Origin of the sequence: Pseudomonas sp. A34-9 (assembly GCF_029543085.1) — a bacterium.
Taxonomy (GTDB): domain Bacteria; phylum Pseudomonadota; class Gammaproteobacteria; order Pseudomonadales; family Pseudomonadaceae; genus Aquipseudomonas.
Map to the genome: position 1 here is coordinate 5252705 of NZ_CP119967.1, position 16728 is coordinate 5269432.

General features: G+C 58.4%; 12 protein-coding genes. 7 read left to right on the top strand and 5 right to left on the bottom strand.

Annotation, left to right across the window (positions count from 1 at the left end; translation table 11 throughout):
* The first annotated feature begins 95 nt into the window (after window positions 1-95).
* From P3G59_RS23370 to P3G59_RS23380, 3 genes are all read left to right on the top strand, one after another.
* Complete coding sequence (locus P3G59_RS23370) at window positions 96-2108, top strand: DUF6543 domain-containing protein (RefSeq protein ID WP_277759150.1); 2013 nt, start codon at window positions 96-98, stop codon at window positions 2106-2108.
* On the top strand, window positions 2053-3189 hold the full coding sequence (locus tag P3G59_RS23375; RefSeq protein ID WP_277759151.1) for a membrane-targeted effector domain-containing toxin: 1137 nt from the start codon (window positions 2053-2055) through the stop codon (window positions 3187-3189). Before P3G59_RS23370 ends, P3G59_RS23375 begins: the two co-directional genes overlap by 56 nt.
* A gap of 248 nt (window positions 3190-3437) precedes the next feature.
* A complete protein-coding gene (locus tag P3G59_RS23380; protein ID WP_277759152.1) occupies window positions 3438-5510 on the top strand; it encodes a TerD family protein in 2073 nt (690 codons plus the stop codon).
* Window positions 5511-5629: 119 nt separating this feature from the next.
* Here the strand turns inward: P3G59_RS23380 and P3G59_RS23385 are convergent, their stop codons facing one another.
* From P3G59_RS23385 to P3G59_RS23405, 5 genes are all read right to left on the bottom strand, one after another.
* Window positions 5630-6010, bottom strand: coding sequence for a hypothetical protein (locus P3G59_RS23385; protein ID WP_277759153.1), 381 nt, complete (start codon window positions 6008-6010; stop codon window positions 5630-5632).
* A gap of 385 nt (window positions 6011-6395) precedes the next feature.
* Window positions 6396-7973 (bottom strand): glutamine-hydrolyzing GMP synthase, encoded by a 1578-nt coding sequence (guaA, locus tag P3G59_RS23390; protein ID WP_007916833.1) that lies wholly within the window; start codon window positions 7971-7973, stop codon window positions 6396-6398.
* 99 nt (window positions 7974-8072) lie between these two features.
* Window positions 8073-9542, bottom strand: a complete 1470-nt coding sequence (guaB, locus tag P3G59_RS23395) for an IMP dehydrogenase (protein WP_034156270.1) — start codon at window positions 9540-9542, stop codon at window positions 8073-8075.
* A gap of 116 nt (window positions 9543-9658) precedes the next feature.
* Complete coding sequence (locus P3G59_RS23400) at window positions 9659-10207, bottom strand: sugar ABC transporter ATPase (protein ID WP_077574417.1); 549 nt, start codon at window positions 10205-10207, stop codon at window positions 9659-9661.
* Window positions 10208-10373: 166 nt separating this feature from the next.
* Window positions 10374-11141, bottom strand: a complete 768-nt coding sequence (locus P3G59_RS23405; RefSeq protein WP_277759154.1) for a sulfite exporter TauE/SafE family protein — start codon at window positions 11139-11141, stop codon at window positions 10374-10376.
* A 100-nt stretch (window positions 11142-11241) separates the two neighbouring features.
* On the opposite strand from P3G59_RS23405, the gene P3G59_RS23410 reads away from it, so the two are divergent.
* The 4 genes from P3G59_RS23410 (at window position 11242) to leuA (ending at window position 16609) form a co-directional block, all read left to right on the top strand.
* A complete protein-coding gene (locus P3G59_RS23410) occupies window positions 11242-12144 on the top strand; it encodes a LysR family transcriptional regulator (protein ID WP_277759155.1) in 903 nt (300 codons plus the stop codon).
* Between the two features lie 117 nt (window positions 12145-12261).
* On the top strand, window positions 12262-13641 hold the full coding sequence (gene xseA, locus P3G59_RS23415) for an exodeoxyribonuclease VII large subunit (protein WP_016984362.1): 1380 nt from the start codon (window positions 12262-12264) through the stop codon (window positions 13639-13641).
* Window positions 13642-13644: 3 nt separating this feature from the next.
* Entirely contained in the window at window positions 13645-14466 is an 822-nt protein-coding gene (locus P3G59_RS23420) for a M23 family metallopeptidase (RefSeq protein ID WP_277759156.1), read from the top strand.
* A gap of 463 nt (window positions 14467-14929) precedes the next feature.
* Window positions 14930-16609 carry a 2-isopropylmalate synthase gene (gene leuA, locus P3G59_RS23425; protein ID WP_277759157.1) on the top strand — a complete coding sequence of 560 codons (1680 nt, stop codon included), beginning with the start codon at window positions 14930-14932 and terminating at the stop codon, window positions 16607-16609.
* The last annotated feature ends 119 nt before the right edge of the window (window positions 16610-16728 follow it).

A 16728-nucleotide genomic window follows, 5' to 3' on the forward strand; every position in this document is an offset into this window, starting at 1 on the left:
CACATTTGCAACGATCATATGCGGTACATATGTAGTGCACTCCCCTTGAGCGAATCGGCCATGCTTGGCTCTCATTTCTCAAGGATGGAGAAAGCATGTACGCCACCCAACCACGTCCTCTGCCCAATGCGGCAGACAAAGCGGCTCTGAAGCGAATCGCCTATACCGTCGTGCAGAACTGCCCCGGCCTGCAGGACGCCGCCCGTCAAGCGGCTCTTGATCTGCTGGAAGCCAAAGGCTTGTCGAGCCTTGATCCGGATCAGGTTTATTTCCATCGTTTCAAGACAGCCCAAAGCAGCAGCCGCTCGTTTACCGGCTGGGAGCACATCCGCGAAAATCCCTACGAATCGATGACCCTGACACAGTTGGTCATTCATCGTTTTCGCGCCACCGACCAGGACAACGCCGATCTTCTCGATCTGTATGGTGGCTTCTACACCGAAGGTCCGCAGGCCGAGGATTTCCACGAAAAAAACCAGGTTCGCCTGCATGGCAACGAGGTCTTGAACGCGTTCTGGCGCCTCGATTTCAGTGGTCACTACACGGCCACTCTGACGGACTTCTGGAACAGCCACGCCGACGATTTCCGCACATTGGCCAAATGCAATTTCCTCAGCCGTGCGGTGCAGGCTCTGGACCTTGGGCAACTCACCGGTAGCGACTTCCAATGGCTGGTGGGCTCGGTGGTGGGGCCTGTCAGCTGGCCGGTCACCCTGAGCATGCTGCAAGCGAGCCACGAGGCAACGGGCAATGTATGCGCCTTCGACATCGACGGTCATGTCGCCACCCAATTGCTGCGGGTGGTAGGTCCCGATGGCCGGCAGATTATTTATCTGCCCGGTGATGCCGAAGCGTTCGTGGTCAGGGAAACCACGGCGGACCTGCACTGGTGGGTGCTTGAGCAAATGAACAACGCGAACCGCCGCATGTCCTTCATGGAGCATTTTGCCCTCGCCGATCGTCAGGTCATGAGCGAGAACCCTACCGATCTGATGAACAGGTTAGTGGGTAGCTGGGGTCGCGCCGACCATCACCTGATCAACCGCACAAACCTGACGCTGACCGATGATGCCTTCAGTTGGCTGCGCGACTCGACCCGCCAGGCAATGTTCGCAGAGGCCCATCTGTCCCTGACGTCCAATGGCGATCTGCGCAAAAAGTTGTGGATCGGCTATTTGAGCGCGGGACTCAAGGTATTCGGTCCGATGGCCACTGTTGGCTGGCCGCTGGCGTTGCCGGTGATTGGCGCCACCATTGTCAGCATGGGCCTGAATATCGATCAGGCGCAAAACGGCAAGACCAACGCCGAACGCAAGGCCGGCGTGCTTGGCGCGGTCCTGAGTGGCATCAACATGCTCTTCAACCTTCCATTGCTCATGGGTACCGGCCCGATGCTGGAAGTCGGCCCCGAGGTCGACGTTTTTGAGGCCGCAGAAATCGCCGAGTACAGCGAAGCCTTGAACACCTCCGCCGAGGCTGACAACCCACCGCCAATCAGGGTGCCGGACGATGTCGGCATCGCCGTGCCGGCGCTTGATGAAACGCTGTCGATAACGGCGCAAAAGTCTGCGCCACCGCCGATCCCCGAACGTTATCAATGCAACGAGGTGCTCGATGGCACAGCACTCGGTGAGGAGGCCGGGAAATTTCAGGGTATTTACCGTCTCGACTCTGATCCGCCCTACGCCATCCTGATGAATGACAGTCCCTATTATGTGCGTTACTTCGCCGACTCTCGCGGCGGTGGCGATTGGGCAATCGTTGACCCGGAGCGCCCCAATCAACTCGTTCACGCCTTGCCGGTCCGCCTTAATGGCGCTGGTGAGTGGGAGCGGATCCCTGCATTGGGCCTTAAGGGAGGAGGTCAATGCATGGGTAAACAGTGTGCCCCCGAGATCGAACTCGACACGTTCGAACCCGCAGTGCCCGAGCCGCCCGCCCAACCGGAAATGGAGCCGCAACCTTCGGCCTCACGCCCCCCGCCCCCCGCGCCCCGTGCCCTGCGCCTACGATATCGATCCGACGGTGCGCCGTTCGATAAAAGCCTGGGCGTTGAACCTGAACGAAACCCATGCCCAGATGCAGCCCGATGGTGCCGGCGGTTTTAGCATGGATGACCCGTTCGAGCTGTACGCCGCCGGTAAGCGTCAACGCTTGCAGAGTTCAGCCAGAAGTTTTTTCAAGAACCTGCCGTGGGTCATCCAGCCTGCGCGTCCGGCAATGCCCGAAATCAGCCGCCTGATGGCGCTAGCCGATCTTGTCGATGGCATTTTTGAACGTGCTTCAGGGCTGGTGGTGGGAGCAACCCTTGATCGCATCGCCACCCTGCGTTTTCTGATCGAGAACATGCCGGCGCTGGCCCGACACGCGAAGACTCTATACATGCGTGGGTTGCTCAGCGACTTCGCTCAGGTTGAACTGAACCGCTACTTCATGAGCGGCACCATGAGCGTGGATCTGCGCACTTACCTGAGCAGCCTCGGCACCGATCCTGGCGGTCGATTCACCCCGCTGGAACTGGTCCGGATCGCACGAGAAAACGGCGTCCGTGTCCAGGCGATCGATTGCGCCGCAAGCTACAAAATGAAAACACCGCTGCCCTCCGTCGAAGAACAAATGATCAGCACCTTCCTGACCAACGACCTCATGACCGGCGACCTCTATCTCAACAGTCCGAAAAAATGGATCGTGGTGACCGATGCTCAGAACACAAACAACTTCAAAGGACTGTCCGGCATCAGTGAGTTGAAGGGAGGAATTGGCCTGCGAATCGATGAAGTCGCCGCCGGTGAAGAGCTGGGCGTAGATGTCGACCCAGGGGTTGAAGTACCACGCGACAGCTCGCCCGGTGGCACGGCCACGCAAGGCCCTCCAGACCTTCTTCGCGCTGATTTGCGTTTGAAGGTGCAGGCGCCCGAGGTGAACTGGACCGAAGAGACTCTGGAAAACCTTCTGTACCGGCGGGGCATGTATCTATTTGAAAAAGCAGGCGACAGCTACACCCTGATCCACCGCAGCAAACAAGGCATGCTCCAGCGCACATTGATCACCCGATTGAATGACGGCAAGTTTTCCATCCACCGTCCTGCCTGGCAGCGAGTGAATGACATCGCGTTCGCCAACCTGAAAGACCTGTCGCAAAAGCTGTCCGAGACCGGGCTGATCATGCGTAGCCGGATACCTGACTGAGGTTGGTCGGCGGTCCCCATTTTTCTGGTGAAGCAGCTTGTTACCGTTGAGATACGCAGCAAGCTGACAAAAAAGAACAACCTTACGTAGAATGCCGCCGTGGCTATGGAACACCTTCCTTCTAAACCTCCTATGACCTAGGGGTTTCGCTCTCCACACCGCGCCTGCTTTTTGCAGGCGTTTTTACATCTGCTGTAGACACGATGCTGCAGCTCGTCCATGACGGCGACCAAAGGAGAAAATCAAGCATGAATCAGGAGCTGTTCCTGCGTCGCCGCAGCAAAGTTCACGTCCCGACGGGCACTGGCGGTGCCACGCGCGCTCAAGTCGCATCGGCCGTCCAGGAAATCGCGGCGTTCCGATGCGTACTGTCAGAGTCCCTGATTGAGCAAATCGGCATGTTGTCGGCGACAGAACTCAAGTACTGGCTACGCGAAATTGTCAGAGTCTTGCGACGGAGAACCGGCGCTCATGTGCACCACCGGCCGTTTTATCCAGACTTTCCAGAGCAGGTTCTGAAAGCCCCAGAGGCAGAGCTGTACCTTAACGCCGTCATGCACTACCTCACGCTTCGACGTTTGCCACCGACTGAAAACACTCGACCCCCGATGCTTGAAGGCAACTTCATATCCTGGGTGATTGAAACGGGTAGCGTTTCTGAGTTCGAGTCACTGCTTGAGCCTCTGGTTTCATCGCGCACCTCGCTCTCCGAAGAGGAAACTGCCGATGTTGTCTGGTTTATCCGAAGCTACAAAAGCGATGTGTTTCGCCTGCTGCCCGAGACCATTTCGTTCCGGGAGATCCGTGCACAGGTTGGCGGCGCATTGATCCTGCATGTCGCTGGCGACAAACGGGTAGACACATTCCTGGAGCGAAATGTCGAAACAGCGACTGACGTACTACGACTGGCAGTCGCCCTGAGCGGAGGAGACGTTTCGCTGGCAACCGCTTCAACACGTTTCAAACCGATGAAGCGCTCGATGCGCCGTATGTTTTTGCACTTGCTCGATAAAATACCCAACGCTGCCGAAGACGTAATGCGTCATGCGGAGCGCTGGAAACGCCTGGCTGAAGTACTGCATCCGGGCGACTACGCCGATAAATATCCACACGCTCTGGCCGCCATCACGGCAGCGCGTCGAAACGAACCGCCCGCCACATTTAATTCACGTGTCGAAACATTGCTGGTCCAGCGTGACATCGCCGCGCTTGTGCCAATACTACAAAGCCGACCTGTTGAGTTCGCACGACGGCTTGACGTGACCCTGCGCCGTGCGACGGGAGCCGACTCTGTACTGGACGCGTTCGAGGCCGTTGCGGCACAAGTGTCCTCACCTGTCCTGCTGCAGGTGCTGGCACAGGTTCGTGCGCCGCGCCCCCAGCCCCTGCGCGCCTTCACTCCGAAAGGTTCATTCGCCAAAGTCTATGCCATCAACGATCGCCGAGAGCCTCTTGCGCCTGATGTGTTGGCGCGTGCAGCCCGAATCTGCGAGGACGCTCTCGTACAGCGATTTGCGTCACTGCCGCCGCTAGGGCGCTGCTTTATCGATCCGGCATTACGCGAGTACAGGGTGCCGCTAGCGCAGCGCGCCTCATCGAAGTCGCTACGTACGCTGGCGCGAGGCAGTCGGTTGCCTATCCCTGACACACGTTTCATTCGCCTGTTTCTGTGGTGGAAGAATGGCAAAGGCCGCACTGACATCGACTTGTCCGCCGCATTTTTCGATGCCAACTTCGTGTTCAGAGAAACGGTTGCGTACTACAACTTGAAAGGGTATGGCGGCTACCACAGCGGCGACATCGTCGATGCTCCCGACGGGGCTTCGGAGTTCATCGATCTCGACCTTGATGTTCTGGTCGAGAAGGGAATCCGCTACGTCGTCACGTCAATCAACTCATTCACCGAACAGCCGTACTGCGATCTTCCAGAATGCTTCGCTGGCTGGATGGCCCGCACCGACACGGCGTCGGGTGAAGTATTCGATCCGCGATCCGTGTTCGACCGTATCGATATTGCATCCGACACAGTTATCTGCCTGCCATTCGTGATGGACTTGCAGGAACGACGCATGATTTGGGCCGATCTGGGGCTGACTTCATCTCCCCGGTGGAACAACGTCGATAATAACCTCAGCGGGGTATCGTTGATGCTGCGGGCCCTGGTGCATACACCACGGCCGGATCTAGAAACGCTCTTTGAATTACATGCACGAGCCCGAGGCGAACGAGTGGCCTGCACACTGCAAGCAGAGACGGTGTTTGCCCCTGATCAAGGGTTAACGCCGTTCGATACGGATTTGATTCGATCGCAGTTTCTTTAGTAACGACTCCAATCTTCGCGATCAATTGAGCGCGACGATTCTTGCCAAGGTGCTTTGCGCCCGAAAAAAATGCCAGTCAGTAAAACTGACTGGCATTGGCGAAGATCCGTACGCTGTAATCAACGCGAAACAGAATAATTCTGGACGATATCGTTCTCGAAAAAGATCCTCAAGCTGATCCCTTGGGCGGTGGTCTTGCCAGTGGTTACGCTGGTCACTTCATTCATGGTGCCCTGCGCATTGGCCACGTGTGACGTTGCTGTACCAATAGCACCGCTGGTTTCCGGCGAGACGAATCGGTGGGCAAGATTCACGTACTTCTCCAGCCCTTCTTCGCTTTTCACGTAGGTCCAGTTAGTTATGGTGTCCGAGTCGGCCTGTTCCTGCATCGGCGGGCCAAACATCTGAGTTATCTGGTTTTTAGTGGTTTTGCCACGAACGATGGCGGTCCTCAGATAAGACTCATCGTACTTCTTCGCACCTGCGCCATTGAGATTCATTGAACCCATCATGTCATTCGAGTTGGCGCAACCACTCAACACTCCAGCCACCAGACACAGCGCAATGGCACCTCCAACTAACTTTCCATGTATGAAAGACATAACTCACCCGTATGCTTTTTCTGTACTGTTTTTATATTTGAGGAACAAGAACCCGCCACGCCTCGACACTCAGCTGCGCGCAGATGTCTTATTGGTTTTCCAGAAAGTGGGTCCAACCCACAACAGAAGTTGCCTGTAGCTTAGGGCGATGAAATACGCGTAGCTATAGTACAGGTGTGCTAGTACCCACCACGATCGCACACGGTGAACTCAAAAAAAAACCGCCTGGCGCGAACGCCAGGCGGTTTTTTATATCAGTCAGTCGGCCCTCAGGCCGGTGACATTATTCCCACTCAATGGTCGCTGGCGGCTTGCTCGACACGTCGTAAGTGACGCGCGAAATGCCTTCGATTTCATTGATGATGCGGCCGGATACGGTTTCCAGCAGTTCGTAAGGCAGGTGAGCCCAACGCGCGGTCATGAAGTCGATGGTTTCCACGGCACGCAGGGCAACAACCCAGGCGTAACGACGACCATCGCCAACAACGCCAACCGATTTCACTGGCTGGAACACCACGAAGGCCTGGCTGACTTTGTGGTACCAGTCGGCTTTGCGCAGTTCTTCGATGAAGATGTGGTCAGCGCGACGCAGCAGGTCGGCGTATTCCTTTTTCACTTCACCGAGGATGCGCACGCCCAGGCCCGGGCCCGGGAACGGGTGACGGTAGACCATGTCGTACGGCAGGCCCAGTTCCAGGCCCAGACGACGGACTTCGTCCTTGAACAGTTCGCGCAGTGGCTCGACCAGTTTCAGGTTCATCTCTTCCGGCAGGCCGCCCACGTTGTGGTGCGACTTGATCACGTGGGCCTTGCCGCTTTTCGCGCCAGCCGACTCGATCACGTCCGGGTAGATGGTGCCCTGCGCGAGGTACTTGATGTTTTCCAGTTTGTTCGACTGGGCATCGAAGACGTCGATGAAGGTGCGACCGATGATCTTGCGCTTCTTCTCCGGGTCGGCTTCGCCGGCCAGGTTGTTCAGGAACTGCTCTTCAGCGTTGGCGCGAATGACTTTGACGCCCATGTTCTCGGCGAACATGGCCATCACTTGCTCGCCTTCGTGCAGACGCAGCAGGCCGTTGTCGACGAAGACGCAGGTCAGTTGATCGCCGATGGCCTTGTGCAGCAGTGCGGCAACCACCGAGGAGTCAACGCCGCCGGACAGACCCAGCAGCACGTTGTCGGTGCCGACTTGTGCGCGAATGTTGGCGATGGCGTCTTCAGCGATCTTCGACGGGGTCCACAGGGCTTCACAGCCGCAGATGTCGAGAACGAAACGCGACAGGATGCGACCGCCCTGTTTGGTGTGGGTCACTTCCGGGTGGAATTGCACGCCGTAGTAGCCACGGTCGTCGTTGAACATACCGGCAATAGGGCAGCTCGGTGTGCTGGCGAGGATGTGGAAGTCTTCCGGCATCCTGGTGACTTTGTCACCGTGGCTCATCCACACGTCGAGGCCGAACAGGCCGTCGGCGTCGATGTGGTCTTCGATGCCGTCGAGCAGACGGCTCTTGCCAACCACGTCAACGCGGGCGTAACCGAACTCACGCAGTTCGGAACCTTCAACCTTGCCGCCCAGTTGCTCGGCCATGGTCTGCATGCCGTAGCAGATACCGAAGACCGGTACGCCCAGGTCAAACACGGCCTGCGGGCAACGCGGGCTGTCGGCGACGTGCACGGACTCGGGGCCGCCGGCGAGGATGACGCCTTTAGGAGCGAATTCGCGGATCGCATCTTCGTCCATGTCGAACGGGTGCAGTTCGCAGTACACACCGATTTCGCGCACGCGGCGGGCAATCAGTTGGGTGTATTGCGAACCGAAGTCGAGGATCAGGATGCGGTGAGCGTGAATATCGAGGGCCATGATTCAGTCTCGTCTAAGTCGTTCAGAAACAGTCGTGATTCAGAAACAACTCGGGGCTGAATCAAACAGCCCCGGTTGCTTACTTTATTGCTTGAAGGCTCAACCTACGCGGTAGTTTGGCGCTTCTTTGGTGATCTGCACGTCGTGAACGTGGGATTCGGCCATGCCAGCGCCGGTGATCCGCACGAATTCAGGCTTGGTGCGCATTTCTTCGATGTTGGCGCTGCCGGTGTAACCCATCGAGGAACGCAGGCCGCCCATCAACTGGTGAATGATCGCGCTCAGGGTGCCTTTGTAAGGTACGCGGCCTTCGATGCCTTCCGGAACGAGTTTCTCGGCGCCTGCCGAGGAATCCTGGAAGTAACGGTCGGAGGAGCCTTGAGCCTGGGACATGGCGCCCAGCGAACCCATGCCGCGATACGCCTTGTACGAACGGCCCTGGAACAGTTCGATCTCACCCGGCGCTTCTTCAGTACCGGCGAACATCGAGCCCATCATCACGCAGGAAGCACCGGCTACGATGGCCTTGGACAGGTCACCGGAGAAACGGATACCGCCGTCTGCGATCAACGGCACGCCAGTGCCTTCAAGGGCAGCGGCAACGTTGGCGATGGCACTGATTTGCGGGACGCCGACACCGGCGACGATACGGGTGGTGCAGATCGAGCCAGGGCCGATACCGACCTTGACTGCGTCAGCGCCTGCTTCGGCCAGAGCCTTGGCAGCGGCGCCGGTGGCGATGTTGCCGCCGATCACCTGCACTTCAGGGAAATTCTCTTTGACCCAGCGAACGCGGTCGATCACGCCTTTGGAGTGACCGTGCGCGGTATCGACTACCACGACGTCCACACCGGCATTGACCAGCGCGGCTACACGGTCACCGGTGTCTTTACCGGTACCGACAGCAGCGCCAACGCGCAGACGACCTTGATCGTCCTTGCTGGCCAGTGGGTAGGCTTTGGCTTTTTCGATGTCTTTGACGGTCATCATGCCTTTGAGGGCAAACTTGTCATCGACGATCAGGACTTTTTCCAGACGGTGCTTGTGCAGCAGCTCGCGGACTTCGTTCTTGTCGGCGCCTTCACGCACGGTGACCAGACGCTCTTTAGGCGTCATCACTTCACGTACGGTGGCTTCCAGACGGGTTTCGAAACGCACGTCACGGGAAGTGACGATGCCGACCAGGTCGCCATCGTGCAGGACCGGAACGCCGGAAATGTTGTGCATGCGGGTCAATTCGAACAGGTCACGCACCGTGGCATCAGCCTCGATGGTGATCGGATCCTTGACGACGCCGGCTTCGAACTTCTTGACCTTACGCACTTCGGCAGCTTGCTGCTCGATGGTCATGTTCTTGTGGATAATGCCGATGCCACCTTCCTGAGCCATGGCGATTGCCAGACGGGCTTCAGTGACGGTGTCCATTGCGGCAGAAACCAGAGGAATGTTCAGCTCGATGCCACGGGTAAGGCGGGTCTTGAGACTGACTTCGTTAGGAAGTACCTCGGAATAACCAGGCACTAGGAGAATGTCGTCGAATGTCAGAGCTTCTTGGCTGATACGCAGCATCGCGGGGGCTCCCGAGCGGGAAAATGGAAGCGCGCCATTATAGTCAGACACCCCCTGCTGTTCAATGTAAAACTCAGCTTAATATCAATGTTGCTGATATACGGAGATCCCCGGCGCTACAGCTCCACCTTGACCCAAGAGACAGGTTGATCGAGCCAATCGGCAAACTCATCGATGAAGCTTTGCTTGAAGCCCGCCTCCAGCCAGTTATTGAAGATGAAACCAAGATTGGAAAACGCACACTCCTGCAAAAACAGAAAACCGTTGATGTCGTCTTCATGCCCGCATTCCGGGCAGGTGAAGTTGTCGGTGCGCCCTGGAAACCAGTCTTCCAGGCTTTCGAACAGCGCTTCGCCGACTTCACGACGGCACTCGGCGCAACCGGCTTCTTCGAGAAAGCCCTTGGCCGGTGTGTAGATACAGCGCTTGGTGACGATCTCCAGCCCGTTGATCGGCTCACCGAATGGCAATGCTTGCGGGTGCAGGACCACCGCACGGGCGCCATCGGCAATCGCGTAAGCCATGCGGTTACCGGTGCGGCCACAGGTGCTCAGCTCTTCTTTAATGATGTTCTTGCGCACCAGCCAGCGCACGATCGCCCGGGCCCGGGGTTCGTGGACCGGCAGGGTGGAAATTTTCGGGACGATGATGCTTTGCGAGTTCATGGGTGCAAGCCTGTTGCAAATACAGAGATTATCCCCTGTAGGAGTGAGCCTGCTCGCGATAGCGGTGGGTCAGGCACATCAATATTTGCCGACACACTGCTATCGCGAGCAGGCGAAGGCCTACAAGGGAATGGCGGCCGGCAGCTTAATCCCTGACGAAATCCGGTCAAGTGCTGAGGTAACGCCCGATCAACGCGAGCCCGCTCGCCAGCACCAGCCACGTCACCAGCCGCACAAACGCCTCGCGCGACAGTTTCATGGTCAATCGCCGCCCGATCCACAACCCCAGCACCATGGCCGGCAACAGACACAGCGCCAGCATCAACAAGGGTAGCTCGGCATATACACCGGCGATAGCAAACAGGCTCAAACGCACCACCGTGCTGCAACTGATCAACGCACTTTGCGTGGCCCGCGCCGCGTCTTTCGGCAGCCGGCTGTTGAGATAAATCGCATAGAGAAAGCCGCCACTGCCGAACAGCGCACCGAACAACCCACCCACCGTACCCATCGGCACTGCCCACCCCGCCGACAATTGCGTTGGCCGCGCTTTCACCCCCAAGCTGTAAATCGCATAGGCGCTGATAAACAGCCCCATCAACAACAGCAACACATCGGATTTGAGGTTGAGCAGAAAAATCACCCCCAGCGTGCAACCGACTGCCATACACGGCAGCAGCCGCAGCAACTCGGGTTTGGCCACATCCCGCCGCGACGGCAGCAGATTGCCGAACGCCGCGACGAAATCCAGCAGCACCAGCAACGGCACGATTTTCGACAACGGCATGAACAAAATCAGAATCGGCGCCGCCACCAGCGCCGTGCCGAATCCGGCAATTCCGAACACGATGTAAGCCAAGGCAATGCCCAGCCCGATCACCGCCCAAGCGCCGACGCCCCACGACCACTCGCTCAACAGCCCCGCCACACTCATGGGTCTACTTCCTTAATAAGCCTGAGATGACTTTAGCCAGCGCCGAGCGTTGCGACTAATATCTTCAAAGCCAACAACCGATCTCAAAAAGGCATACCTGATGCTTTCAACCCGTCAATTGCGCTACTTCGTGGAAATTGCCGAATCCGGCAGCTTCAGTGCGGCGGCGGAACGTTTGTTCATCGCGCAATCGGCGCTGAGCCGGCAGATCAAGGAGATGGAGACTCAGCTACAAACATCGCTGTTCGAACGCACCGCGCGCCAGCCCCGCCTCACCGCGGCGGGCGAAGCATTTTTACCGCGTGCGAAAAATCTGCTCAACGAACTGATTAAAGCCAGCGCCATGGCCACCGAAGTCGGTAACGGCCAACTCGGTACATTGCGCCTGAGTCATTCGAGCACCGTACCGATCAGTGGGCGCCTGCTGCGTGACATCAGCCGCTACCTCGATCAGCAACAAGGTGTGTCGCTGGACATCGGCAAACTGTCCTCGGAGGCGCAGCTTGAAGAATTGGCCGAGGGCCGACTCGATATCGGCTTGCTGCGCCTGCCCGTGCTTCGTCAGCGTGAAGGTATTCAGATTGTGCCGCTGTTTACCGAGCGGTTGCTGCTGGCCGTTCCGGCCGAACATCGGTTGTCCGGTTCGTCCCTGGTCGAACTGGCGCAACTGAAAAATGAACCGTTCATTTCCATTCCCCATCCACAGCGCGGCGGCCTGAGCTATTTATGTGCAGACCTGTGCATGCGTCAGGGCTTTTTCCCGAAAGCGGCGCGGGTGATGTCGCGCAAGACCACGCAATTGCAGTTGATTCAAGCCGGATTCGGCATTGCCCTGCTGCCGGAGTCGATGCAGGATCTGGCCCCGCCCGGCGTACGCTTCCTGCCACTGAGCGACCCCGACTGCCAAAGCACCGTCGCCCTCGCCTATCGCCAGAACCCGACGCCACTGATCCAACACTTCCTCCAGACGTTCACCTCATCTTCTGTAGGAGCTGACGAGTGAAACGAGGCTGCGATCTTTTGATCTTTTTCACACAGATCAAGATCAAAAGATCGCAGCCTTCGGCAGCTCCTACAGGGTCGGTGCAATTACGGCGAGAATGCCTTTAAACTGCGCCCCATGATTAAAGATCCCTTTGCAAGACTTGGCCTGGACCGTGAAGTCCTGACCGTCAGCCAACTCAACGGCCGCGCGCGGGTGTTGCTTGAAGACGTGTTCAGCAACATCTGGGTCGAAGGCGAAATCTCCAACCTCGCCCGCCCGGCGTCCGGCCACATCTATTTCACCCTCAAGGACAGTGGTGCGCAGGTGCGTTGCGCGTTGTTCCGGCAAAACGCGGCGCGGGTGCGTCAGGCACTGAAGGACGGCCTGGCGGTGAAGGTGCGTGGCAAGGTCTCGCTGTTCGAAGGCCGTGGCGACTATCAGCTGATTCTCGACACCGTCGAACCGGCTGGTGACGGCGCGCTACGCCTTGCGTTCGATGCACTGAAAGAAAAACTCAGTGCCGAAGGCCTGTTCAGTGCCGAACGCAAAGTCCCGTTGCCAGCGCATCCGCAGCGCATCGGCATCATCAGTTCGCCCACCGGCGCGGTGATTCGCGACATCATCAGTGTGTTCCGCCGCCGTGCGCCGCAAGTGCAGCTGACGTTGATTCCGACCGCCGTGCAGGGCCGCGAAGCCACGGCGCAAATCGTCCGTGCGCTGAAAATGGCCGATGCCCGTGGCTTCGACGCGCTGATCCTCGCCCGTGGCGGCGGCTCGCTGGAAGACCTCTGGTGCTTCAACGAAGAAGCCGTGGCCCGCGCCGTTGATGCCTGTGTGACGCCGATTGTCAGCGCCGTTGGCCATGAAACCGATGTGTCGATCAGCGATTTCGTCGCCGACGTACGCGCACCGACGCCGTCCGCCGCCGCCGAGTTGCTCGCCCCCGATTCCAGTCACTTGATCCGTCAGGTCGAGAGCCTGCATCGGCGCCTGGTGATGCGCATGCGCGACCGCTTGATGCGTGATCGTCTGCGTCTGGAAGGCATGGCGCGTCGCTTGCGCCATCCCGGCGAACGTCTGCGCCAGCAGGCACAGCGCCTGGACGATCTGGACATGCGTATGCGCCGCGCTTTCGAGCGCCATCTCAATACCCGTCGTGAACGCTTGATTCGCCTGGAAACCCGCCTCGCCGGGCAACATCCGGGGCGACAACTGGCGATGTTGCGCCAGCGTCTCGACAGCCTCGCCGAACGATTGCCGCGAGCCATGCGCGAAGGCCTGAAAAATCGTCGCCTGCAATTGCACAGTCAGATGCAGACACTGCACGTGGTCAGCCCGCTGGCAACGCTGGGCCGGGGTTACAGCATTTTGCTGGATGAGCGCGGCCACGCGATCCGCAACGCGGCACAAACCCACACCGGCCAGCGTCTCAAAGCCAAACTGGGCGAAGGCGAACTGCAAGTGCGCGTCGAGGACAATCACCTGACGCCTGTCACCCTTTCTTTACTGGACTGATCCATGCCGCGTTTTCTGGCTCCACTGTTTTTGCTTTGCCTGACCTTCAATGCCCACGCCGACAGTTACATCACCCGGCTGCTGAACAAACCCGTGCCGGGCGGTGTGGCGGTGGTCGATCTCGGCACTGCCGCGCAGGCGCCGAAAGCCACCTATCAGGGCAAGCCGGTGTTGGTGGTCAAGGAACAGAGCAACTGGCTGGCGATTGTCGGCGTGCCGTTGACTGTGAAGCCGGGCGCGCAACAGATCAGCAGTGGCGGGCGCAATCTGCCGTTCACCGTGGGCAACAAGAAATACCCGGAACAGCGCATCACCCTGAAGAACAAGCAGCAGGTCAATCCGGATCAATCGAACCTTAAACGCATCGAAGGCGAACTGGCCGAGCAGATCAAGGCCTACCGCAGCTTCAGCCCGAACACGCCGAGCAATCTGCTGCTGGACAAACCGGTCAACGGGCCGCTGTCGAGCAAGTTTGGCGTGCGCCGCTTCTTTAATGGTGAAGAGCGCAACCCGCACGCCGGCCTCGACTTCGCGGTGCCGGCGGGCACGCCGATCAAGACCCCGGCGGCGGGCAAAGTGATCCTTACCGGCAACTATTTCTTCAACGGCAATACGGTATTTGTCGACCATGGGCAGGGCTTTATCAGCATGTTCTGCCACATGTCGAAAATCGATGTGAAGGTCGGTGATCAATTGGCGCGGGGCGCAGTGGTCGGCAAGGTGGGCTCGACGGGGCGGGCGACCGGGCCGCATATGCATTGGAATGTCAGCCTGAACGATGCGCGGGTGGATCCGGCGATTTTTATTGGTGCATTCCAGCCTTAAATATGTGTTGAGGCGACCGGCCTCTTCGCGAGCAGGCTCGCTCCCACACTCGATCTTATTAACAACAAAGATCCCCTGTGGGAGCGAGCCTGCTCGCGAAGGCGGCCTGTACAACACCGCAATACTCAATGACCCCCCAAAAAATCAATTGCGCCCCAACCGAACCCCGCGCAAAAAACTAAACAATGGCCTTTATTACGCACAATAAAATCGCGCAAAAACTCGCTTTCCGAGTATTCCTCTCAATTTTTTCCGACTGCTTGCCATCCTTCCCACCCGCGGTTAGGGTTGAAGGCATGAAAACCTCTCACACCCTCATTCAGCTTCGCCAGCACCGCAGCTTGTGCCTTGTCAGCGCACGACTGCCAGGCTGAATCGCTGCGCCTCGTCCCACGCTTTTCCCAGATCATTCGTAACACCGGCAGGCCGCCTCTTTTCGGCCCAGACAATAAGGAATTTCCCGATGAGCATGCTCAAAGATCCGTCTTCGAAATACCGCGCGTTTCCTGTCATCAACCTGCCGGATCGCACCTGGCCATCGAAAACCATCGATGCCGCGCCGATCTGGTGCAGCTCCGACCTGCGCGACGGCAACCAGTCGCTGATCGAGCCGATGGACGCGGTGAAGAAGCTGCGTTTCTGGAAAACCCTCGTTCAGGTCGGTGTTAAAGAGATCGAAGCGTCGTTCCCGGCCGCTTCGCAAACCGACTTCGACTTCGTGCGTACCCTGATCGAAGAAGGCCACATTCCGGACGACACCACCATTCAGGTGCTGACCCAGGGCCGTGAAGACTTGATCGAGCGCACCTTCGAATCCCTCCGTGGCGCGAAGAAAGCCATCGTCCACCTGTACAACGCCACCTCGCCGTCTTTCCGTCGCATTGTCTTCAACCAAGACAAGGACGGCATCAAGGCCATCGCCGTCAACGCCGCCAAGCTGTTCGTCAAATACGCCGCGATGCAGCCGGAAACCGAATGGACCTTCGAATACTCGCCGGAAACCTTCAGTGCCACTGAGCTGGAATTCGCCAAGGAAGTCTGTGATGCGGTGATCGAGGTGTGGAACCCGACGCCTGAGCACAAGATGATCCTCAACCTGCCGGCCACCGTTGAATGTGCAACTCCGAACATCTACGCCGATCAGATCGAGTGGTTCGGCCGCAACATCAACCGTCGTGACAGCGTGATCATCAGCCTGCACACCCACAACGACCGTGGCACTGGCGTTGCGGCGACCGAACTGGGCCTGATGGCCGGCGCCGACCGTGTCGAAGGCTGCCTGTTCGGCAACGGCGAACGTACCGGTAACGTCGATCTCGTCACCGTCGCCCTGAACATGTACACCCAGGGTCTCGACCCGCAGCTGGACTTCTCCGACATCGATGGCGTGCGCAAAGTGGTCGAGGAGTGCAACCAGATTCAGGTTCACCCGCGTCACCCGTACGTCGGCGACCTGGTGCACACCGCGTTCTCCGGCTCGCACCAGGATGCGATCCGCAAAGGCTTCTCCCAGCAGAAACCGGACGCGCTTTGGGAAGTTCCGTACTTGCCAATCGACCCGGCCGACATTGGCCGCAGCTACGAGGCGGTGATTCGCGTCAACAGCCAGTCAGGCAAGGGCGGCATCGCTTACTTGCTGGAGCAGGAATACGGCATCAGCCTGCCACGTCGCATGCAGATCGAATTCAGCCAGGTTGTGCAGCGTGAAACCGACCGTCTGGGCCTGGAGATGACCGCCAAGCAGATTCATTCGCTGTTGATCAGCGAATACCTGCAAGCCAACACTCCGTATGCGCTGGTCAGCCATCGCCTGCAGGAAGAAAACGGCAACAGCAATGTTGAAGTGGAAGTGGCGAGCAAAGGTCAGGGCGAAACCAACCTGCACTGGCGCGGCAAGGGCAACGGTGCGCTGGAAGCACTGGTGGCCGGCCTGCCGATTCCGGTGGAGATCATGGACTACAACGAACATGCGATTGGCGCGGGCACCAACGCCAAGGCAGCGGCCTACATCGAACTGCGCGTGAACGGTGAGCGTGCAGTGCATGGCGTGGGTATCGATGAAAACATCACCACCGCCAGCTTCAAGGCGCTGTTCAGCGCGTTGAATCGCTCGCTGAGCCAGCCTGAGGCGAAAGCGGCGTAATCGACCGCTGAAATGCAAAAGGCCCCGGAGTGCGAACTCCGGGGCCTTTTTTTGTCTACGATCGTTCCCACGCTCTGCGTGGGAATGCCTCAAGGGACGCTCTGCGTCCAGTGACGCGG